Source organism: Actinokineospora cianjurensis (assembly GCF_003663795.1).
GTDB lineage: Bacteria > Actinomycetota > Actinomycetes > Mycobacteriales > Pseudonocardiaceae > Actinokineospora > Actinokineospora terrae.
The window spans coordinates 783838-803127 of the sequence record NZ_RCDD01000001.1 but is presented as its reverse complement, the minus strand read 5'-3'; the positions used below and the strand labels follow the sequence as shown (position 1 = coordinate 803127).

The window sequence follows — 19290 nt, the reverse complement described above, 5'->3', positions numbered from 1 at the left end:
CCCTTAGGTTTGGTCCCATGCCCCTCGCCCTGATCACCGGCGCCTCCCGCGGCATCGGCGCCGCCACCGCCCGCGCCCTCGCCGACACGCACACCCTGCTGCTCGGCGGCCGCGACACCGCCGCACTGGACTCCCTCGCCGCCGAACTCCCCGACGCCCACCCGTGGCCCGTCGAACTGACCGACCCGACCGCCCTCGCCGCCGCCACCGCGGACCTGGCGGAGGTCGACCTGCTGGTCCACTCCGCGGGCATCGCCCGAGTCGGCCCCCTCGCGGAAGCAACAGCGGCCCGCTGGCGCGAGATGTACGAGGTCAACGTCATCGCCGTGGTCGAACTGACCCGACTGCTACTCCCCGCCCTCCGCGCCACCAAGGGCCAGGTAATCCTGATCAACTCCGGCGCAGGCCAGAACGCCCACCCCGGCTGGGGCCCGTACGCCGCCAGCAAGTTCGCCCTCCGTGCGTACGCCGACGTCCTACGCGGCGAGGAAACCCCCACCTCCGGCATCCGAGTAACCACAATCTTCCCCGGCCGCACCGCCACCGACATGCAACGCACGGTTAGAGCGGACGAAGGCGCCGACTACGACCCCACCCACTACCTACGCCCAGAATCCGTAGCCGCTGCCATCCGCACCGCCGCCCTAGCCACCCCCGAAGCCCACTTCACCGAAATCACCGTCCGCCCAACCTGACCCCCACCCCCACCCCTGGCCCCACCAACGTTTGACCCCACACAGGCACTTGCCCTGACGCCCTCCCCCCAGGCGCTAGCCCCAACGTGCCCCTCTCAGACGTTGGCCCCACGTGCCCGCCACAGCCCTTGACCCTCACGCGCCCCTCTCAGGCGATGGCCTCCACCCGGCCTTCACAATCGTTGGCCCACACGCGCCCTCCAACAACGTTGGCCCCCACCCGGCCCTCACAATCGTTGGCCTCAACGCGCCCCTCTCAGACGTTGGCACAACCGCCCCTCTACAACGTTGGCCGACAACCGCTCCTCGGATCCGCTGGTGCCAGGCAGGCTCGATGGGGCGGACTTGTTTTGTGTGGGGGAGGACTGCCCGTAGCGTCGTTCGCGGCAGGGCCTGCTTTTCGGCCCCTGCTTTGCGGTTCTGCCACGGGTCGTTCAGGGGCCCCGCGCAAAACAAGTTCGCCGCATCGAGCAAAGCTCGAAACTCGCGCTCGGGCCAATGCCGCAGGCGAGGCGTCCACCATCGACGCCGCAGGCGAGACCGAGAGCCGGACACCCCCAGCTCAAGATCAAACCCGCCACAGCACCCCCCGAAACACAGCTTACCGAGCAGCACCGACAGAACGGCCAGAGCGAGCGGGCTCCCTGTGGACAACCAGCTCCGCAAGATCAAACCGCCCAAAGCAGCCCCCGATATACAGCCTACCGATCCCCCCACTCACCCCAGAAGGCTGAATCTGCACCCCGTGGACAACCTCCACCTATGTGGACAACCACCCGGGCACACCCCCAGACCACCTAAACCAACCGCCCCGCAGCCCCCCGAGCCTTGGCCAACGCGCCATGCTCATCCACCCCAGTAGGCACAGTCCCAGCAACAACCTGCTCCCCAGCCACCCACACATCCGACACAGTCCGCGACCCCGCAGCCCACACCAGGTTCGACAGCAGGTGCTCGTCAGCAATATCCAGCCCACCAGCGAACGCCGGGTCATCAACCCCGACATGTACCAGGTCCGCCCAGGCCCCCGGTTCCAGCACCCCGATATCCGTCCGCGACAACGCAGCCGCCCCACCCCGCGTGGCCATCAACAACAGATCCGCGGCCCCCACCACCGTGGAATCCATTGTGGACACGCGAGCCAGCAACCCGGCCAGCCGGACGTCCTCCCACAAATCGAGGTCGTCATTGCTGGCAGGCCCATCAGTCCCAACACCAACCGCAACCCCGGCAGCGCGCAAATCCGCAAGCCGAGCAATGCCGGAAGCGAGCTTCATATTGGACCCCGGGCAATGCGCAACCCCCACCCCGTAGCGCTTAAGCGTCTGGATGTCGTCATCAGACAAGTGCACCGCATGCGCGGCGAGAACGCGCCCGCCGAAAAGCCCGACCTGGTCCAGGAGTGCAGGCACAGTCCCGTACTTCTCCCGCTGCGCGACGTCCTCCGGTAGGGACTCGGCCACGTGGATCTGCACCAGCGCACCGCGTTCGCGCGCAGCGGCGCCGACCTGGCCGAGTGCGTCGGGGGACAGGGTGTACGCCGAGTGCGGGCCGTAGCCGATCTCGATGCGTTCGCCGGGGCCGAAGCGGAGGCCGTCGTTGTCGATCCAGTTGCTGGTGTTCGCGAGTTGCTCGGCCCAGTCCCAGCCGGGGGCGTCGATGATCGCGGGGGCGAGCACCAGCCTGGCGCCGGTGTCGAGGACGGCCCGCACCAGTTCCTCGCCGTGGAAGTACATCTCGGCGCTGGTGGTGACGCCTGCCTTCAGCATCTCCAGGGAGCCGAGGACCATGCCCGCGTAGACGTCGTCCGGGGTCAGCTTGGCCTCGGTCGGCCAGATGACCTCGGTCAGCCAGCGCATCAGCGGGAGGTCGCCGCCGAGTCCGCGCAGCAGGGTCATCGGGCTGTGCGCGTGCGCGTTGACCAAGCCGGGCATGAGGATGCCGGTGAGCCGCCTGCTGGGGCCGCGGTGCTCCGGCGCGTCGGCGGCGGGTCCGACGTGGGTGATCCGGCCGTCCTCGGCGATGTCGAGTACGGCGTCGCGCAGGACGCCGCACTCGGGGTCGCACGGCAGGATCACGGGAGCGTGCAGGCGAAGCGGCATGCGTGGATCCTGCCAGGTCCCGCCGCGCCGCTCAGCTCGTGGACAGCAGGTCGCGCGGGATGCCGAGTCCGACCGCGGGGGTCCACCCGAGCGCGGTGATCCGGGACGCGTCGAGGACCGCGTCGGCGGCGAGGAAACCCGCGCCCCAGCCTTGGGTGGCCAGTGCCTCGTCGAGCGGCCACGACGCGACCGGCACTCCTGCCTTGGCGCCGACCGCGGCCATCAAGTCGGCCATGGACTCGTGGCCGTCCGAGACGTGGAAGACGCCGGTGGCCCCGGTTTCCAGGAGTAGCGCGTAGGCGAGTGCGAGGTCGCGGACGTGCACGGTGGACCAGCGGTTGCCGCCGTCGCCGATGTAGCGGGCGACGCCATCCGACGCGGCCTGGGCCACGAGGCGTGACACCGGTCCGCCGCCGTCGCCGTAGACCATCGGCGGCCGCACGACCGCACCGCGCGAACCGGAGTCGAGCACCCGCGCCTCGGCCTCGGCCAACCAGGCGAGCGGACCCTCGACGGGAGCGGTGTCGTCCTCGGCGACCGGCGTCCGCGAGGACCGGGCCCGTGGCGCGCCGGTGGTCGTGATGAACGCGCCAGGCCCGGCGTCGAGCATGGCGGTCACCGCGGCCCGGTCGACGTCCGCGCGGTCGGCGGTGTCGGTGGCCGCCATGTGCACCACCGCGTCGACGTCCGCGGCCGCTCGGGCGAGGACGTCGACGTCGGTCAGCGCGGCGCGCACCGGCTCGGCGCCGTGCCCTAGGACCACCGCCTCGGCCGCGGCGCTGCGGGCGAGGCCGCGGACCCGGTGGCCGCGGGCGATGAGGGTCCTGGTGAGCGCGGAACCGATGTAGCCGCTCGCCCCGGTGACGAAGATGTCCACTGTGGTCTCCCGTTCTGCTGGTAGACCAAAGGTAGGAATCCGGTGCGGATGGCGGGAATGCGTGGGGGTCCAGAGTTCATGCGAGACGGTCCAGGGGATGTGCTGGCCGCGTTGCTGCGGCGGGTGCGCATCGGTGTCGCCCGGTTCGGGCGGGTCGAGTTGGGCGCGCCGTGGGGGGTGCGGCTGGCCGAGCGCGACACCGTGTCGCTGCACCTGGTGCTCGACGGGGACCTGTGGGTGGACGACGTGCCCATCGGCGTCGGGGACCTGGTCGCCCTGCACAGCGGCGGGCACACGCTGCGCAACGACCAGGGCGCCGTGCTCGTCGACGAGCCGGAGTGGCCCGCGGGGGAGGGGCTCTCGGTGTTCCGCCGCCACGGTGGCGACGGGCCGCGGACGGTGCTGCTCTGCGCGGAGTTGACCGTCGAGGGCGCGGCCAGGTCGCTGCTGCTGCGAGCCTTACCTCCGCTGGTACACCTACCGACCGGCCTGCCCCATCTAGCGGCGCTCCTCGACGCGCTGCGCGACGAGATCCGAGAGCGCCGACCGGCGACGGACGTGGTCGCCGCTCGGCTGGTCGAACTGGTGTTGTTGCAGGTCATCCGGGCCGAGCTGGCCCGCCCGGCCGAGTCGGGCTCGTGGCGGGCGGCGCTGGTGGACGCGCGGATCGGGCGGGCGCTGGCCGCGGTCTACGGCGAGCCTGCGCGGCAGTGGACGGTCGCCGGGCTGGCCAAGGTCGCCGGGATGAGCCGGGCCGCGTTCGCGCCGCGCTTCCGCGAACTGGTCGGCGAGGGGCCCGGCGCGCACCTCGCCCGCTGGCGGATGGACCTGGCCACCGCGCTGCTGGTGGAGCAGCCGGACCTGTCGGTCGCGCAGGTCGCGGCCCAGGTCGGGTACGGCAGCGAGTTCGCGTTCAGCACGGCGTTCCGACGTGCCACCGGATCGCCACCCGGCCGCTACCGCACTACCCGTTTGGCGTAGCAGGCTGCGGGTGCGAGACTGTCAACCAGGTCCAATAGGTGGGATGATCGGAGGATCATGGCGAGTCGACAGGGGTTCTGGCTCGGTTTCCTCGCCTACCTGGCCTGGGGGTTCTTCCCGCTCTACTGGCCGCTGCTCGCCCCGGCCGGACCGGTGGAGATCCTGGCGCACCGGATCTGCTGGTCGCTGGTGGTCGTCGCGGCGATCGTGCTGATCGGCAGGCGCTGGAAGCACCTGCGGGCGATCAACGGCAGGAAGCTGCTCTACATCTGCGTCGGCGCCGTCACCATCGGCCTGAACTGGGGCATGTACATCTACGGCGTCAACAGCAACCAGGTCGTGGAGACCGCGCTCGGCTACTTCATCAACCCGCTGGTGACCATCGCCCTCGGCGTCGTGTTCATGGGGGAGCGGCTGCGGCCCGCGCAGTGGATCGGCCTCGCGGTCGCGTTCGGCGCGGTCGTGGAGCTGACCTTCGACTACGGCCGCCTGCCGTGGATCGCGCTGACCCTGGCGTTCTCCTTCGGCACCTACGGCCTGATGAAGAAGAAGGCCGACGTCGGCTCCACCGAGGGCCTGGCGCTGGAGACCGCGATCCTCGCCCCGCTCGCCCTCGGGTACCTGGTGTTCACGCACGCGGGCGGCGGCGGGACGTTCGGCCACGCTGGCTGGCTCAACGCCGTCCTGCTCGCGGGCACCGGCCTGATCACCGCCATCCCGCTGCTGCTGTTCGGCGCCGCGGCGACCAGGGTCCCGATGACCACCATGGGCCTGCTGCAGTACTTCGTGCCGATCATCCAGTTCGGCATCGGCCTGCTGATCTTCCACGAGCGGATGACCACGGCCCGCTGGGTCGGCTTCGGCCTGGTCTGGCTCGCGCTGGTCATCATCACCGCGGAGTCGCTGATCGCCCGCCGCCGCCTGGGCGCGCGCCGGGTGGCCGAGCCCACGCCGGAACTGGTCTAGCGGTCGACGAGCCTGCGGACCAGCTTCAGCCCCGACCACACCGCGTCGACCGCGCACACCTTCACGTCGACCAGGCCGTGGTCGAGGGCGTAGCCCCGCACGCCGTTCTCGTCGAGGTCGGTCGGCACCTTCGCGGCCTTCTTCTGCCAGGCGACCCACAGCGCGCCGTCGACCTTGAGCCGCGACACCGACGGCTCCCACCCGCGGACCAGGTCGGCGGTCCACGGGCAGAACAGCAGCACGACGTCGTAGGGCTCCCGGCCTGCCCGGGTGTGGTGCGGGGCGCCGAGGTCGAACCCCGCGGGCGCGCCGGTGACGAGCACCCGGGACTGCTCCTTCACGCCCAGCTTCGCGGCGAGCGGCTTGCCCGAGTACCCGGCGGTCATACCCGGACGAGCCGGGCCGGTTCGGGGTCGACGGTGTCCTTGGCGCTGAGGAACGCGACGAACATGCCGACCAGCAGGGCCGCGCGACCCCACACGCCGATCATCACCGCCTGCGCGGCGAAGCCCTCGTAGATGCCGGAGGGCTGCTTGGCCGCGATCTGGGCGAACCAGAGGAAGATCCCGATCCCCATCGCCAGGTCGGCGACGCAGTACGCGGCGATCCAGCCCCAGCGCAGGTTCAGCAGCACGAACATCGGGACCAGCCACAGCGTGTACTGCGGCGAGTGGACCTTGTGCAGCAGCAGGAACCCGCACAGCATCGCCGCCGACACCGCGATCCACGGGTAGGTGCCCTCGCGCTGGAAGCGGAGCCAGCCGATGATGCAGGCCACCGCGAACGAGGCGAACACCAGCACCAGCGAGACGGCGGTGATGTAGTCGTGCAGCGCGGTGTTCTGCGGGTCCGAGTCAGGGCGCAGCGCCCAGAACCAGATCGAGTTCGCGGTGATGTCGGCCTTGCGCTGCCCCTGGAAGACGAACGAGGCGAGCCAGCCGTCCGGGCCGATCAGCGCGAACGGCAGGTTCACCGCGATCGCCGTGCCCATCGCCACCAACGCCACGCGGACCATGCCCACGACGTCGCGGCTCTTGCCCGGGGGCAGTTCGCGGCCCTCGCGACCGCCGGTCAGCACATAGAGCATCAGCGGCAGCACAAAGATCGCCGGGTAGATCTTGAACGCGAAGCCGAGACCGAGGAAGACAGCGCTAACCGTGGCCCTTTGCACCAACGGCCGCGCCACACCCCGCTTACCCCACCCGCGGTGCACGACGTAGACGGCGGCGACAGCGCAGGCCACGACCGGGAGCTCCCAGTTGTGGAACGCGTACATCACCAGCGGTGGCGACAGCACCCAGATCAGCGCGCGCCACCGGGACAACCGGCCGAGCAGCCACGCGGTCACCAGCCCGAACGGGGCCATGATCAGCGCGGATGCCAGCAGGAACTCGGCGTCGGTGTGCGCGAACAGCGCGCCCGCCCAGATCAGCAGGCCGGTCAGCACCGGGTACTCGACCGTGCCGCCCTCCAGCGCGCCGTCGGCGGTGATCCTGCCGTGCACGTACGGGAACACGTGCCGGTCGACGTCGCGGCCGATCCACAGGTACTGGATGTCGGAGTAGCAGACGTCGGCGTACTTGCGCTCGTCGAACCCGGGCTGGCTGCGGCCCCAGGTGTCGAACTGCGGGCCGGTGCAGCGGTCCTTGTTGGCGAACCCGAGCAGCAGCGTGAGCCCGCACAGCAGCACGACCACCGCGAGCGCGCCGCGGCCGAGCCGGGCGGCGCCCCCCAGCCGAGCCGGGGTGCCCTCCGGCTCGCCTGCCGGTGCGGCGGCGGTGACGCCGGCGGGCACTGTGCTCACCGTCCGAGCGCCTCACGCAGGAACGCGATATCCGCGGCTTGCCCGTCGGCCGGGGTCTCGACCACGACCGGCGCGCCCGCGGCGGCGACCACGGCGACCAACTGGTCGGCGTCGATGGTGCCGGTGGCGATGTTGTCGTGCCGGTCGCGCGCGGAGCCGAACTCGTCGCGGGAGCTGTTGAGGTGCACCAGGTCGACCCGACCGGTGATCGCCTTGACCCGCTCCACGATGCCGACCAGGTCCTCACCGGCGGCGAACGCGTGGCAGGTGTCCAGGCAGAAGCCGGCGCCGAACTCGGCGACCGCGTCCCAGAGCCTGGCCAGCATGTCGAACCGCCGGGCCATGGCGTTGTCGCCGCCCGCGGTGTTCTCGATCAGGATCGGCACCCCGAACCCGCCCTCGGCGTGCTGGCGCTCGAAGAACTTGCGCCAGTTGTCGATGCCGACCTGCGGGTCCTCGCCCTTGTTGACGTGCCCGCCGTGCACGACGAGGCCCTTGGCGCCGACCTTGGCCGCGGCGTCGGCGTGCTGGGTGATCAGCTTGCGCGACGGGATCCGGACCCGGTTGTTCGTCGAGGCCAGGTTGACCACGTAGGGCGAGTGCACGAACACCTCGACCTCGGTCGCGAGCAGCTCGTCGGCCCTCGGGTGCGGCTTCGGCGCCTTCCAGTCCTGCGGGTCGGCGAGGAAGAACTGCACCACGTCGGCGCCGCGTTCGCGGGCTGCGTCGAGCGGGTCGTCATCGCGGACGTGGGCACCGATGCTCATGGCCGGAAAGGGTAGTCGCCACCTCCGACTGTGGGACCCCTCGGTGGTCGGTCACTCCACGCCCGCGTGGGCGCCCACCGGGGTCGCCTGCTCCAACCGGGCTAACGCGAAGCACATTCGGGGAAACCTGTCCCGTCAACGTCACCATGTCGGGTTACAGTCGTTGTCTCCCAGTGAAGCTACTCGCCGGTATCCGGAGGATCTTCATGCTACGGCGTGGCAAGACTTACGCGGCCGGGTTGGTGCTGGTCCTCAGCGGCACCACCGCGGGCCTGCTCGCGGGCAGCGGCACGGCCGCCGCGGCGCCGCCCATCGTGGTGGGCAGCTGCGCGACGACGATCCAGGGCGCCCCCGGCACGCCGATCTCGCTGAGCCCCGCCGCCGTGCTCGACCCGGTGCTGCGCGTGGTCACCGCCGTCCCGCTGCTCGGCCCGACCCTGGCCACCGGCGTGCGCGGCGCGGTGACCTCGATGGGCAACATCCCCATCGGCGCCGTCCCGGCGGCCAACACGACCATCCCGGGCAGCACCATCGCCGCGGCCGCGGTGCCCAAGATCCAGGAGTCGATCGCCAAGGTCCCGCTGATCGGGACCGCGCTCGGCGGCATCATCTCCGGCGTCCAGGGCGCGCTGACCGCGGGCTGCTCGATCACCGTCACCGTGGTCAACGCCGTGACCGCCCCGGTCCAGGACGGCGCGGGTGCCGTCGCGGGCGTGGTCGAGCAGGGCGCCGCCGCCCTCCCGCGGGTGCTCCCGGGCTTGCCAGGCATGCCGACCAAGCCCGGGACGAACAAGCCCCCGGGCACCGGCGGCACCCCGCAGACCCCCGGCACCGGCGGCCCGGGCACCCCCGGTCCGGGCACCTCCGTCATCGGCGGCACCACCCCCGGCGGCCTGCCGCTCTACGGGTCCGGCCTCGCCTTCGGCCGCTCGCCGATGACCGACTACTCGGGCATCCCGTACGCCCAGGCCGGGCTCTTCGCGCCCTCGCCGGGCGTGCGCTACGGCGGCGCGGTCCCCGGCTACTCGCCCCAGTTCGGCATCCTCGGCACCGGCGACGCCGACGGGGTCCAGGCGGCCGGGCACGCGGAGGCGCTCGACGCCCCCTTCGGCCGCGGCATCGCGCTCCCGGTGCTCCTCGCCGTGTTCGCGCTCTCCGGGGTCACCGCCGCCCTGGTCCGGACCTGGGTGCTGCGCCGCACCGCCTGACCACTCTGCGTTGTCGGCGTTCGGTGCCGCACTGGTCACCGGCCGGGTGCCGCACGGGGCGCGAGCGGCGACTGTTACGCTCCGTCGGCGAGACCCTCCTGCCGCGGAACGTCCGCGGCCGCCGAGTCCACAGGAGGTGAGTGGTCTTCATGCGTCATTACGAGGTTATGGTCATCCTCGACCCCACCCTGGACGAGCGCACCGTTGCGCCGTCGCTGGAAACGTTCCTCAACGTCATCCGCACTTCGGGCGGGAACGTCGAGAAGGTCGACATCTGGGGCAAGCGCCGGTTGTCGTTCGAGATCAAGAAGCACGCCGAGGGCATCTACGCGGTGCTCGACGTGAACGCCGAGCCGGACGCGGTCAAGGAACTCGACCGCCAGCTCTCCCTGCAGGAGTCCGTCCTGCGCACCAAGGTCATGCGGCGCGAGACGGCCTGACCATGGCAGGGGACACGATCATCACGGTCGTCGGCAACCTGACGGCGGACCCGGAGCTGCGGTTCACCCCCTCCGGCGCCGCTGTCGCGAGCTTCACCGTGGCGTCCACCCCGCGCACCTTCGACCGCCAGTCCGGCGAGTGGAAGGACGGGGAGGCGCTGTTCCTGCGCTGCAACATCTGGCGGCAGGCCGCGGAGAACGTGGCCGAATCGCTGACCAGGGGCGCGCGGGTGCTGGTGACCGGGCGGCTCAAGCAGCGTTCCTTCGAGACCCGCGAGGGCGAGAAGCGCACCGTCATGGAGCTTGAGGTCGACGAGGTCGGCCCCTCGCTGCGCTACGCCACCGCGAAGGTCAACAAGGTCAGCCGGGGTACCGGCGGCGAAGGTGGCGGCGGATTCGGTGGCGGCAGCGGCAGTCGCGGCAGCGGTGGCGGTGGCGGCGGTGGCTACAACGGCCCGTCCGCGCCCCCCGACGACCCGTGGGGCTCCGCGCCGCCCGCTGGTGGCGGCGGCGGCTTCAACGACGAACCGCCGTTCTGACCCGGGTCACGCACCCACACCCAGACGCTTGTCTCGACATCACCACTCAGGAGTTTCACCGTGGCCAAGCCACCCATCCGCAAGCCGAAGAAGAAGGTCTGCGTCTTCTGCAAGGACGTCAAGAAGGACCGCCCGGTCAACATTGACTACAAGGACACGACGCTGCTGCGCAAGTACATCTCCGACCGCGGGAAGATCCGCGCGCGTCGGGTGACCGGCAACTGCAGCCAGCACCAGCGCGACGTCGCCATCGCGGTCAAGAACGCCCGCGAGGTCGCTCTGCTCCCGTACACCTCGACCGCCCGCTGATCAGGAGGGGACGATCATGAAGCTCATCCTCACCACCGACGTCAGCGGCCTGGGCGGCCCTGGTGACCTCGTCGAGGTCAAGGACGGCTACGGCCGCAACTACCTGCTGCCCCGCGGCTTCGCCATCCTGGCGACCAAGGGCGCCGAGAAGCAGGTCCAGGTCATCCGCCGGGCGCAGGAGGCCAGCCGGATCCGCAACCTCGACCACGCCAAGGAGGTCAAGGCCGCGCTGTCCGCGCTGGGCAGCGTCCCGCTCAAGGCCAAGGCCGCCTCGGGGTCGGGCAAGCTGTTCGGCTCGATCACCACCTCGGACATCGTCGCCGCGGTCAAGGCCGCCGGTGGCCCCGTGCTGGACAAGCGCGCCGTCGAGGTCGCCGGTCACATCAAGACCGTCGGCAAGCACTCGGTCAACGTCCGGTTGCACCCGGACGTCACCGCCGCGTTCACGGTCAACGTCGCCGCCGCGAACTGATCGACCACCCGCAGATCCGCCCCGCTCGGTCACTCTGAGTGGGGCGGATCTGCGTGTGCGCAGTTGTCCACAGGTTGTGGTCACCCCACCGAGCTAACGGTCGCGCGACACGCCGAAAACCGACGGTGGCGCGACACGCCGGGGAACAGCCAGTCGACCTTCTCCACAAGTTGTGCACAGGCTTTGACCAGGGGTTTCTCCGGCAAGCCGGAGACTTGTGCACAGGTTGTCCACACCCTGCCGGGTAGCTATGCGCAGCTCACCCGGTTCATCCCCAGGTTGTCCACAGAACCGTCCCCACCGTGGTTTGCAAGGGGCTGTTCGGGGGTCCTAGCGTCGCCTGGCGACCCGACTCGTGGTGGTAGACCACCACCCGAATGTCGTACCGACGACCTAGGGTCCGCGAACCACCGAGTCTTGCTAGGAGGGGCTGTCCGTGGCGCTGGCCGACGACCACTCCCTGCCGCCGGAGCCCGGCGAGCACGGGATGGACCGCAAGCCCCCGCAAGACCTGCGCGCCGAGCAGAGCGTGCTCGGCGGCATGATGCTGTCCAAGGACGCCATCGCCGATGTCGTCGAGGCGCTGAGCCCGGGCGACTTCTACCTGCCCAAGCACCAGATCGTCTACGACTGCGTGCTCGACCTCTACGGCAGGGGCGAACCGGCCGACCCGATCACCGTCTCCGCCGAGCTGGAGCGCCGCGCCGAACTGCGCAAGGTCGGCGGCGCGCCGTACCTGCACACGCTGATCTCCATCGTTCCGACCGCCGCCAACGCCGGGTACTACGCGGAGATCGTCGCCGAGAAGGCCATCCTGCGCAGGCTGGTCGAGGCGGGCACCAGGATCGTGCAGCTCGGCTACCAGGGCGCGGAGGGCGCCGACGTCACCGAGATCGTCGACCGCGCGCAGGCATCGATCTACGAGGTGACCGAGCGCAGCATGAGCGAGGACTACGTCGCGCTCGAGGACCTGCTGCAACCGACCATGGACGAGATCGACGCCATCGCCTCCCGCGGCGGCAGCTCGCTGGGCATCCCCACCGGCTTCGTCGACCTCGACGAGATCACCAACGGCCTGCACCCCGGCCAGATGATCATCGTCGCGGCGCGGCCGGGTGTCGGCAAGTCCACCCTCGGCCTCGACTTCGCCCGCTCCTGCTCCATCAAGCACGGCATGGCCAGCGTCATCTTCTCGCTGGAGATGAGCCGCACCGAGATCACCATGCGCATGCTCTCGGCCGAGGCCAAGATCCGCCTCGGCGACATGCGCGGCGGCCGGATGACCGACGACGACTGGACCCGCCTCGCCCGCAGGATGAGCGAGATCAGCGAGGCCCCCATGTTCGTCGACGACTCGCCCAACATGACCATGATGGAGATCCGCGCCAAGGCCAGGCGGCTCAAGCAGCGCCACGACCTGAAACTCGTCGTCGTCGACTACCTCCAGCTGATGAGCTCCGGCAAGCGCGTCGAGTCCCGCCAGCAGGAAGTCTCCGAGTTCTCCCGCCAGCTCAAGCTCCTGGCCAAGGAGATCGAGGTCCCGGTCATCGCCATCAGCCAGCTCAACCGCGGCCCCGAACAACGCACCGACAAACGCCCCATGCTCTCCGACCTGCGCGAATCCGGCTCCCTGGAACAGGACGCCGACATGGTCATCCTCATCAACCGCCCCGACGCCTGGGAACGCGACGACCCCAGAGCAGGCGAGGCCGACCTCATCCTCGCCAAACACCGAGCAGGCCCCACCGCCACCGTCGTAGTGGCCCACCAACTCCACTACAGCCGCTTCGCCGACCTCGCCCAGGGCTGACCGGGGGTCGATCTTTGACGCCGAGCTTCCTCTCGTATCAGGGGAACCGTCGTCGACTGGCGGCTGTCTCTCGGTGCGAACCAGGTGGTACCAAGCGCCCTCGTGGCCGTCGATGGCAGTCCGCAACGACACGACCAGCCCCACAGTGCCCACCGCGATGAGCGCGGCAACCCGCACAATCGCCCGACGCGGCATCGGCTCCAAAGGCACCCGCCTGCTACCCGACGACACCGGGGCCGACGCGGGCGGCCCAGGTACCGGTGGACCAGTCGGGTCACTCACCAGCCCATCATCCCGGCGTGCGCGGTTGGCGCTAGTCGCTTCGGGTCGACCGTTCGTGGACTACCTGGGTGTAGGAGTCGACGAAGGTGGTGAGGAGGGTGGCGAAGGTGGTGCGGTCTTCGTCGGTCCAGGTGGACATGGTTTGGGTGAAGGCTTTGCGGCGGGTGGTGTGGACGGCGGTGGCGTGGGCTTGGCCTGCGGGGGTCAGGGAGAGGAGTACTTGGCGGGCGTCGGATTGGGAGGGGGTTCGGTGGGCTAAACCTTCGGTTACGGCGCGGGCGGCCAGGCGGCTGGCTCGGGGTTGGTCTACGGACAGCGCGGCGGCCAGGTCGGTGATGGTGCAGGAGCCCGCGGCCTCGAGTGCGTCGACGACCAGGGTGAGGGTGGGGTCGTGGGGGCCTGCGAGGGTGCGGCGGGTTTGCAGGCGGCGGATGGTGATCATCGCGCGCTCGACCTCGGACACGGCATCCATGCATGCTACTTTACATGTACTTGTAAGGAGACATGGAGTTGGGCATGCGGCCGATCGGGTACTGGGTCAAGGAGTTGGACGGGCGGCTCGAGCGTGGGTTCGAGCGGGAGTTGGGGGATGTCACGCGCAGGGAGTGGCAGGTGCTCAACGCGTTGCCGGGGGATACCGGGCCGTTCGATGGGGCTGAGGCGTTGCGGAGTGTGCGGCAGCGCGGGTGGGTGGAGGGTGATCGGCTCACTCCGGACGGGGAGCGGGCGAGGGCGGAGTTGGGTGCTCGCGTGGCGCGGGTTCGGCAGGCCGTGACGGACGGGATCAGTGAGGAGGACTACCTCACCACGGTGCGGACGCTGGAGCGGATGGTGCGGAACCTGGCTCAGGAATAACCGCGGCGGGCCGAACGTCGTGATAGGTTGTTCAAGTTTCAACCATCAGGGGTGAGGTCATGGCGCAACCGGTGTTGTACCTCAGTCACGGCGCGCCGCCGTTGGCGGATGACGGGCTGTGGACTGGGCAGTTGGCGGCGTGGGCCGGGGAGTTGGCCAGGCCGAGGGCGGTGTTGATCGTCTCCGCGCACTGGGAGGAGGCGCCGCTCACCATCGGGGCCACGACGACCGTGCCGCTCACCTACGACTTCTGGGGATTCCCGCAGCGCTACTACCAGGTCCGCTACCCCGCGCCCGGTGCGCCCGAGCTCGCCGAGCAGGTGCGCAAGCTCCTGCGCACCCCGGCCACCCCGGTCGCCGACGACCCCGCGCGCGGCCTGGACCACGGTGCCTACGTGCCGCTGGTCGAGATGTTCCCCGACGCCGACGTGCCGGTGCTGCAGATCTCGATGCCGACGTTGGACCCGGTCGTGCTGGTGGAGATCGGGCGCAGGCTGGCGCCGTTGCGCGACGAGGGGGTGCTGATCATCGGGAGCGGGTTCTTCACGCACAACCTGTCCGGCCTCGACCTGGGTCGCGACCCCGCGCACACGCCGCCGTCGTGGTCGAGCGAGTTCGACGACTGGGGGGACCGGGCGGTGGCGGCGCACGACCTGGACGCGCTGGTCGACTTCCAGCGCAAGGCACCGGCGGCGCGGTTGGCGCACCCCAGGACCGAGCACTTCGCGCCGCTGTTCGTCTCCCTCGGCGCCACTGTGGACAGTCAGGTCCAGCACCGGGCGGTCATCGACGGCTACTGGTACGGGCTGGCCAAGCGGTCCTGGCAGTTCGGCTGACAAACGCGCAACGGCCCCCCGGAAGTTGCTCCGGGGGGCCGTTCCAGCTAGCGGGCTATCAGCCGAACAGGTTCGACAGGCGCGACTGGGTGTCGGTCAGCGACGACACGGGCAGCGCGGAGGTCGTGTCCAGGCCGGACAGGGCCGGGGTCTGGACGGGGAGCTGGTGCAGCGACGGCGCCTGGAACAGCGAGCCGGAGAACGCGCCGGTCAGGTTGTCGGTCGGCAGGTTGCCCAGGCCGGGGACGTCGGAGCGCGAACGGCCAGCCGGGGAGACGTGCAGCGGCAGGTTGCCCGCGGTGGGCAGGCCGCCGCCGACCAGGGTGCCCGCGATGTCGGTGGGCAGGCCACCGGTCAGACCGCCACCGGTGAGGTTCCCGGTCGGCAGGCCGCCGGTCAGGTTCCCGGTGGGGAGGCCGCCGCCGGTCAGGCTGCTGGTGGGCAGGCCGCCGCCGGTGAGGCTGCTGGTCGGCAGGCCGCCACCGGTCAGGCTCCCGGTGGACAGGCCGCCGCCGAGCAGGCTGCCCAGCGGGTTGCCCGAGGCGGAGCGCTGCGTGGGCAGGCCGCCGAACACGCCGCCGAAGGGCAGCTCCGTGACGCCGAGGCCACCGGCGGTGGGCAGGCGCAGCGGGGCGTCCTCGTCGGTCGTGTTCTCGCCGACCACCGCGGTGTTGGTGTGCGTGGCGGAGGTGAGCGCGTCCGCGGCCACCTCGACCGGCACGTCGTAGACCGGGGCGCTGCCGCGGACCGGCGAGGTGAGGTGGATGCCGTTCAGGCTGCCACCGCGACCGCTGGTGTCGGAGGTGCCACCGATCTGGCCGGAGGTGTTGTTGTCCGAGATGCCGAACGCGTCGCTGCCGACCGCGGACACGGCGTCGCCGTGCGGCTGCACGAAGGCACCGGCCGGGACGTCGGCCAGGGTGCCGGAGAGGAACCCGTGGTCGCCGTTGGTGGCCAGGTCGCCACCGGCGTTGGTCGCGCTGACCGAGCTGGAGTTCGCCTTGTTGTCGCCGCCGACACCGGCGACGGCGGCACCGAACGCCTGCACGAGCGGGCCCGCCTGGGCACCGATGAGGTTGCCGGAGAGGTTGCCGTCCTTGCCACTGGTGGTGGCCGACGAGCCCGCCGAGGTGGTGACGTCGTTGGTGGCGCCAGCCTCGTTGTCACCCGCGACGGCGACCGAGTCGCCGAACGCCTGGGTGGCACCCGCGATGGGGGCGGTGATCAGGTTGCCGGACAGGTTGCCGTCCGAGCCGTCGGTGGTGGCGACGTCACCGGTGGTGGAGTTGGTGACGTTGCTGGCCTGCGCCTTGCCGTTGCCCAGCGCGCTGACCCCGGCACCGAATGCCTGGATCGGGTTGCTGATCGGGGCCTGCGCGATGTTGCCGGAGCCGGTGCCGCCGATGCCGGTGCTCTTCGACGGGCCGCCCGCGCTGATCTGGTTCTCCAGCGCGGTGTCCGAGGTGGTGTTGGCGACCGCGCCCGCGCTGTTGCCGAACACCTGCAGCGGGGTGGCGACCGGCGCGTTGACCAGGTTGGCCGCGAGCACCGCGTCGTCGTCCGCGGTGTTGGCGTCGCCACCCGCGCTGGAGAACTTGGTCTCCGTGGCGTAGATGTCCTGGTCGCCCAGGGCGCCGACGCCGTTGGCGATCAGCTCGGCCGGGGCGGTCACCGGGATCTGGCCCGAGTTGCCGCCACCGACGGAGTCGTCACCGGCGGTACCGGCGTCGCCGCCCGCGCTGGTGGTGGTGATGTTCTCGCAGGCGATGTCGGAGTCGCCGACCACGACGCCGCCGTTGGCGCACGAGTCGATCGGGGCCGACACCGGGGCGTTGATCAGCGAGCCGCCGAGGACGCTGTCGTTGCCGCGGGTGATCGCGGTGCCACCGGTGCTGGTGTCGATGACGTTGTTCTGGTCGGTCGACGCGTCGCCGATGACGCCACCGGCGTTGCCGATGACGCTGGTCGCCGCCGACGCCGGGACGACGCCGATGGCGCCGCCGAGCACCGAGTCGGTGCCGTCGGAGCGGTTGCCGCCACCCGCGCTGGCGACCAGGTCGGAGCTGCAGACCGCGTCGGACTGGCCGACCGCGACCGCGGAGGTGCAGTCGGAGGTGACCGGCGAGGCGATGGCGGGCTGCAGGATGTTGCCGCCGCCGGTGGAGTCCGTGCCGTTGGTGTGCACGTAGACCGGGTTGCCCGCGAAGTCGGGGCTCTCCTGGCCCGCCTGCGCGGTGGTGGAGTTGATCGAGTCGGACTCGGCCTGGCCGAGCACGCCGAGTGCGGTGCCGGTGCCGCGCACCGGGGCGGCGAGCGGGACGAGCCCGCCGTTGCCGGACAGGGTGCTGTCCGTGCCGTCGGTGTAGACGACGCCGCCGACGAGGCTGTCGGAGGTGGTGGTCGACTCGGCGTCGGCGTTGCCGCCTGCGGCGATCGCGTTGCCGTTGAGCTGCACCGGGGTGGTGGCGTGGCTGCCGACGACGTTGCCGGAGATGGCACCGTCGGCGCCGTTGGTGGTGTAGTCGCCGTCCACGGTGGAGCTCTGGGTGGCGGTGTTCTCGGTCTCGGCGTCACCGGCGACGCTGACCGCGTTGCCGGTCACCTGCACCGGCGCGGTGTAGTCGAGGCCGATGATGTTGCCCGCGATGGCGCGGTCCTCGCCGGTCGTGGTGACCGGGCGGGAGATCGAGGTCTCCTGGGTGGAGTCGTTGGTGACCGACGAGTCGCCGCCGAGGGCGATCGCGTTGCCGGACACGTCGACCGGGACGGCCACGCCGCTGACGATCTTGTTGCCGCGCAGCGGGGCGTTCTGGTCGGTGGCCAGCCGCTGGGTCGCGGTCTCGGCCAGCGGGGTGACCAGCGAGCCACCGGGCACCGCGGCGAGGACCTCGCGCGGGCTGGTGGAGATGGTGCGGTTGACCTCCGGCAGGTGCTTGTCGCCGAGGACCGTGCCGATGGAGTTGTTCTGCACGCGGCCGTCGACAACGATCTTCGCGTCCAGCGCCGACTGCGGCGTGTGGTCGGGGTTGATGTTGTCGTCCGCGGAGGCGATGCCGGTGCCCAGCATCAGCAAGCCACCGGTGACCAGCGCGGTCTGGAATCCGCGCTTAGCCCAGGTCTGCATCTGGTGTTTCTCCTTCATCTGGGGTGTGCAGGCACGGGTGACCGCGACGCGAGGGCGTCGGAGGCGGGGTCACCCGCTATTTCGGGGGTATGTCGCGGGCACTGGGCCCGCAGGGCGTGACGCGGCCTGGCACGGCGGACGTGGGCGCGTGACCGTGGGGAGCGGTGCTCCCCGGCCGCGCCGTGGATCAGTCGGGCGTGACGCCAGGCTGCGCGTCGACGGTGGTGGCGGCCGCGACCGGAGCGGTGCGCGGCGCGCTGGCCGAGGTGTCGGCGGAGTCGGCCGGGGTGGTGACGACCAAGCCGTGCCCGAGCCCGTCCGCCGCGCCTGCGCCGGGGTTACCCGGGTTGGTCGGAGCGGGCATGCTCATCGGCGCCAACGGGGCTGGGCCGGTGGGCAGGGCGGGGGCGTGCTGGTCGACCCGCTCGTCGGCGGTCTCGGGGGAGCCGCGCTGGGACAGGCCGGAGCCGGTGGCGCGCTGTGCGCCCGGTTCGTGCCGGGTGGCGAGCGCGCCGGGCTGTGCCTCGGCGGTCGCGGCCGGGGTGGCCTGCGTGACGACGGGGGATCCGAGGACCGGGGTGGACCCGGTCGGCTCGGGTGCGGGGGCCACCTCGGTGCCGGAGGCCGTGCCGCGCGTGGGCAGCTCGATCCGGGGGGCACTGAGGTGGGTGGGCAACTGCTTGGCCAGGTCGCGGCCGAACTCCTCGACCGCGTGGGTCGCCCCGTGGCTGACCCGGGTGACCCGGCTGGCGTCGACCGGATCGCCGACGAGCGCGCCGACCCGGTCGGCGAGTTCGATCAGGCCCGCCTTGGCTGGGCCGTCGAGCGCGGGGACGACGTCGACCACCGACCGCAGGTCGTGCTGCAGGTCGGTCGCCACGTCGGCCCCGGCGGTCGCGGTGGAGATGGCCCAGGCCGCCGCGGTCGAGGCGAGGGTGCCGCCCAGGACGAACAGCGTGCGGGAGACGGCGCGCCGCACTGCGGTCGCCGTCCTCACCTGCTGGTCCTCGCGGTAGCCACTCATACCTGTCCGGGGTCGCCTTCTGATCCGGGGGAGCACGGCTGGGGCGCCGTGCACCGGGAACACTGGCAGGGACACGCATCGTTATGCACGCGTGACTCAGGATGCCCACCGGATCGTGTGACGAACACAGCGTGTTTCCACAGATCACGCTGAGCTACTGCGGCAGGTGATCGCGAGAATCGGCCGCACCTGTCCACAG

19 protein-coding genes are annotated in these 19290 nt (G+C 71.0%); 11 read left to right on the top strand and 8 right to left on the bottom strand.

Going from position 1 to position 19290, the window contains the following annotated elements; translation table 11 throughout:
• The first annotated feature begins 17 nt into the window (after positions 1 to 17).
• Complete coding sequence (locus CLV68_RS03740) at positions 18 to 695, top strand: SDR family oxidoreductase (RefSeq protein WP_121389175.1); 678 nt, start codon at positions 18 to 20, stop codon at positions 693 to 695.
• 797 nt (positions 696 to 1492) lie between these two features.
• Here the strand turns inward: CLV68_RS03740 and CLV68_RS03735 are convergent.
• On the bottom strand, positions 1493 to 2797 hold the full coding sequence (locus CLV68_RS03735; RefSeq protein WP_121389174.1) for an amidohydrolase family protein: 1305 nt from the start codon (positions 2795 to 2797) through the stop codon (positions 1493 to 1495).
• A gap of 31 nt (positions 2798 to 2828) precedes the next feature.
• The gene (locus CLV68_RS03730) at positions 2829 to 3674 is read right to left on the bottom strand and encodes an NAD-dependent epimerase/dehydratase family protein (protein ID WP_170224057.1); all 846 of its coding nucleotides are present in this window, start codon (positions 3672 to 3674) and stop codon (positions 2829 to 2831) included.
• A 78-nt stretch (positions 3675 to 3752) separates the two neighbouring features.
• On the opposite strand from CLV68_RS03730, the gene CLV68_RS03725 reads away from it, so the two are divergent.
• Both CLV68_RS03725 and rarD read left to right on the top strand, forming a co-directional pair.
• Positions 3753 to 4655, top strand: a complete 903-nt coding sequence (locus CLV68_RS03725; RefSeq protein ID WP_170224056.1) for an AraC family transcriptional regulator — start codon at positions 3753 to 3755, stop codon at positions 4653 to 4655.
• 57 nt (positions 4656 to 4712) lie between these two features.
• Positions 4713 to 5621 (top strand): EamA family transporter RarD, encoded by a 909-nt coding sequence (gene rarD / locus CLV68_RS03720; RefSeq protein WP_121389172.1) that lies wholly within the window; start codon positions 4713 to 4715, stop codon positions 5619 to 5621.
• Here rarD and CLV68_RS03715 read toward each other — a convergent pair.
• Genes CLV68_RS03715 through CLV68_RS03705 form a run of 3 tightly spaced genes read right to left on the bottom strand, consistent with a single transcriptional unit; the run spans position 5618 to position 8192 of the window.
• Positions 5618 to 6007: a DUF3052 domain-containing protein gene (locus CLV68_RS03715; protein ID WP_121389171.1), complete on the bottom strand. Its 390-nt coding sequence runs from the start codon at positions 6005 to 6007 to the stop codon at positions 5618 to 5620. The genes rarD and CLV68_RS03715 overlap by 4 nt on opposite strands.
• Positions 6004 to 7425, bottom strand: a complete 1422-nt coding sequence (locus CLV68_RS03710; protein WP_425454814.1) for a glycosyltransferase family 87 protein — start codon at positions 7423 to 7425, stop codon at positions 6004 to 6006. The genes CLV68_RS03715 and CLV68_RS03710 overlap by 4 nt, the downstream gene beginning before the upstream one ends.
• Positions 7422 to 8192 (bottom strand): deoxyribonuclease IV, encoded by a 771-nt coding sequence (locus CLV68_RS03705; protein WP_121389170.1) that lies wholly within the window; start codon positions 8190 to 8192, stop codon positions 7422 to 7424. The genes CLV68_RS03710 and CLV68_RS03705 overlap by 4 nt, the downstream gene beginning before the upstream one ends.
• A gap of 206 nt (positions 8193 to 8398) precedes the next feature.
• On the opposite strand from CLV68_RS03705, the gene CLV68_RS03700 reads away from it, so the two are divergent.
• From CLV68_RS03700 to dnaB, 6 genes are all read left to right on the top strand, one after another.
• The gene (locus CLV68_RS03700; RefSeq protein ID WP_121389169.1) at positions 8399 to 9400 is read left to right on the top strand and encodes a hypothetical protein; all 1002 of its coding nucleotides are present in this window, start codon (positions 8399 to 8401) and stop codon (positions 9398 to 9400) included.
• 149 nt (positions 9401 to 9549) lie between these two features.
• Complete coding sequence (rpsF, locus tag CLV68_RS03695; RefSeq protein WP_092786788.1) at positions 9550 to 9840, top strand: 30S ribosomal protein S6; 291 nt, start codon at positions 9550 to 9552, stop codon at positions 9838 to 9840.
• Between the two features lie 2 nt (positions 9841 to 9842).
• Positions 9843 to 10379 (top strand): single-stranded DNA-binding protein, encoded by a 537-nt coding sequence (locus CLV68_RS03690; RefSeq protein ID WP_121389168.1) that lies wholly within the window; start codon positions 9843 to 9845, stop codon positions 10377 to 10379.
• A gap of 60 nt (positions 10380 to 10439) precedes the next feature.
• Positions 10440 to 10688 (top strand): 30S ribosomal protein S18, encoded by a 249-nt coding sequence (gene rpsR, locus CLV68_RS03685; RefSeq protein ID WP_054053205.1) that lies wholly within the window; start codon positions 10440 to 10442, stop codon positions 10686 to 10688.
• A 13-nt stretch (positions 10689 to 10701) separates the two neighbouring features.
• The gene (gene rplI / locus CLV68_RS03680; protein ID WP_121389167.1) at positions 10702 to 11160 is read left to right on the top strand and encodes a 50S ribosomal protein L9; all 459 of its coding nucleotides are present in this window, start codon (positions 10702 to 10704) and stop codon (positions 11158 to 11160) included.
• 436 nt (positions 11161 to 11596) lie between these two features.
• A complete protein-coding gene (gene dnaB, locus CLV68_RS03675) occupies positions 11597 to 12970 on the top strand; it encodes a replicative DNA helicase (RefSeq protein WP_092786760.1) in 1374 nt (457 codons plus the stop codon).
• A 313-nt stretch (positions 12971 to 13283) separates the two neighbouring features.
• Here the strand turns inward: dnaB and CLV68_RS03670 are convergent, their stop codons facing one another.
• Positions 13284 to 13724 carry a MarR family winged helix-turn-helix transcriptional regulator gene (locus CLV68_RS03670; protein ID WP_121389166.1) on the bottom strand — a complete coding sequence of 147 codons (441 nt, stop codon included), beginning with the start codon at positions 13722 to 13724 and terminating at the stop codon, positions 13284 to 13286.
• 32 nt (positions 13725 to 13756) lie between these two features.
• On the opposite strand from CLV68_RS03670, the gene CLV68_RS03665 reads away from it, so the two are divergent.
• Both CLV68_RS03665 and CLV68_RS03660 read left to right on the top strand, forming a co-directional pair.
• The gene (locus CLV68_RS03665; RefSeq protein WP_121389165.1) at positions 13757 to 14107 is read left to right on the top strand and encodes a MarR family transcriptional regulator; all 351 of its coding nucleotides are present in this window, start codon (positions 13757 to 13759) and stop codon (positions 14105 to 14107) included.
• 59 nt (positions 14108 to 14166) lie between these two features.
• The gene (locus CLV68_RS03660; RefSeq protein WP_121389164.1) at positions 14167 to 14943 is read left to right on the top strand and encodes a dioxygenase family protein; all 777 of its coding nucleotides are present in this window, start codon (positions 14167 to 14169) and stop codon (positions 14941 to 14943) included.
• A gap of 58 nt (positions 14944 to 15001) precedes the next feature.
• Here the strand turns inward: CLV68_RS03660 and CLV68_RS03655 are convergent, their stop codons facing one another.
• Entirely contained in the window at positions 15002 to 18067 is a 3066-nt protein-coding gene (locus CLV68_RS03655; protein WP_121389163.1) for a beta strand repeat-containing protein, read from the bottom strand.
• A gap of 187 nt (positions 18068 to 18254) precedes the next feature.
• Complete coding sequence (locus tag CLV68_RS03650) at positions 18255 to 19064, bottom strand: hypothetical protein (protein WP_147459868.1); 810 nt, start codon at positions 19062 to 19064, stop codon at positions 18255 to 18257.
• Positions 19065 to 19290 lie beyond the last annotated feature (226 nt).

What these genes read in the sequence shown, in the direction of transcription:
- CLV68_RS03740 (WP_121389175.1), top strand. Translation starts at nt 18, where the DNA reads ATGCCCCTCGCCCTGATCACCGGCGCCTCCCGCGGCATCGGCGCCGCC.
- CLV68_RS03735 (WP_121389174.1), bottom strand. Translation starts at nt 2,797, where the DNA reads ATGCCGCTTCGCCTGCACGCTCCCGTGATCCTGCCGTGCGACCCCGAG.
- CLV68_RS03725 (WP_170224056.1), top strand. Translation starts at nt 3,753, where the DNA reads ATGCGAGACGGTCCAGGGGATGTGCTGGCCGCGTTGCTGCGGCGGGTG.
- rarD (WP_121389172.1), top strand. Translation starts at nt 4,713, where the DNA reads ATGGCGAGTCGACAGGGGTTCTGGCTCGGTTTCCTCGCCTACCTGGCC.
- CLV68_RS03715 (WP_121389171.1), bottom strand. Translation starts at nt 6,007, where the DNA reads ATGACCGCCGGGTACTCGGGCAAGCCGCTCGCCGCGAAGCTGGGCGTG.
- CLV68_RS03705 (WP_121389170.1), bottom strand. Translation starts at nt 8,192, where the DNA reads ATGAGCATCGGTGCCCACGTCCGCGATGACGACCCGCTCGACGCAGCC.
- CLV68_RS03700 (WP_121389169.1), top strand. Translation starts at nt 8,399, where the DNA reads ATGCTACGGCGTGGCAAGACTTACGCGGCCGGGTTGGTGCTGGTCCTC.
- rpsF (WP_092786788.1), top strand. Translation starts at nt 9,550, where the DNA reads ATGCGTCATTACGAGGTTATGGTCATCCTCGACCCCACCCTGGACGAG.
- CLV68_RS03690 (WP_121389168.1), top strand. Translation starts at nt 9,843, where the DNA reads ATGGCAGGGGACACGATCATCACGGTCGTCGGCAACCTGACGGCGGAC.
- CLV68_RS03670 (WP_121389166.1), bottom strand. Translation starts at nt 13,724, where the DNA reads ATGGATGCCGTGTCCGAGGTCGAGCGCGCGATGATCACCATCCGCCGC.
- CLV68_RS03665 (WP_121389165.1), top strand. Translation starts at nt 13,757, where the DNA reads ATGGAGTTGGGCATGCGGCCGATCGGGTACTGGGTCAAGGAGTTGGAC.
- CLV68_RS03660 (WP_121389164.1), top strand. Translation starts at nt 14,167, where the DNA reads ATGGCGCAACCGGTGTTGTACCTCAGTCACGGCGCGCCGCCGTTGGCG.
- CLV68_RS03655 (WP_121389163.1), bottom strand. Translation starts at nt 18,067, where the DNA reads ATGCAGACCTGGGCTAAGCGCGGATTCCAGACCGCGCTGGTCACCGGT.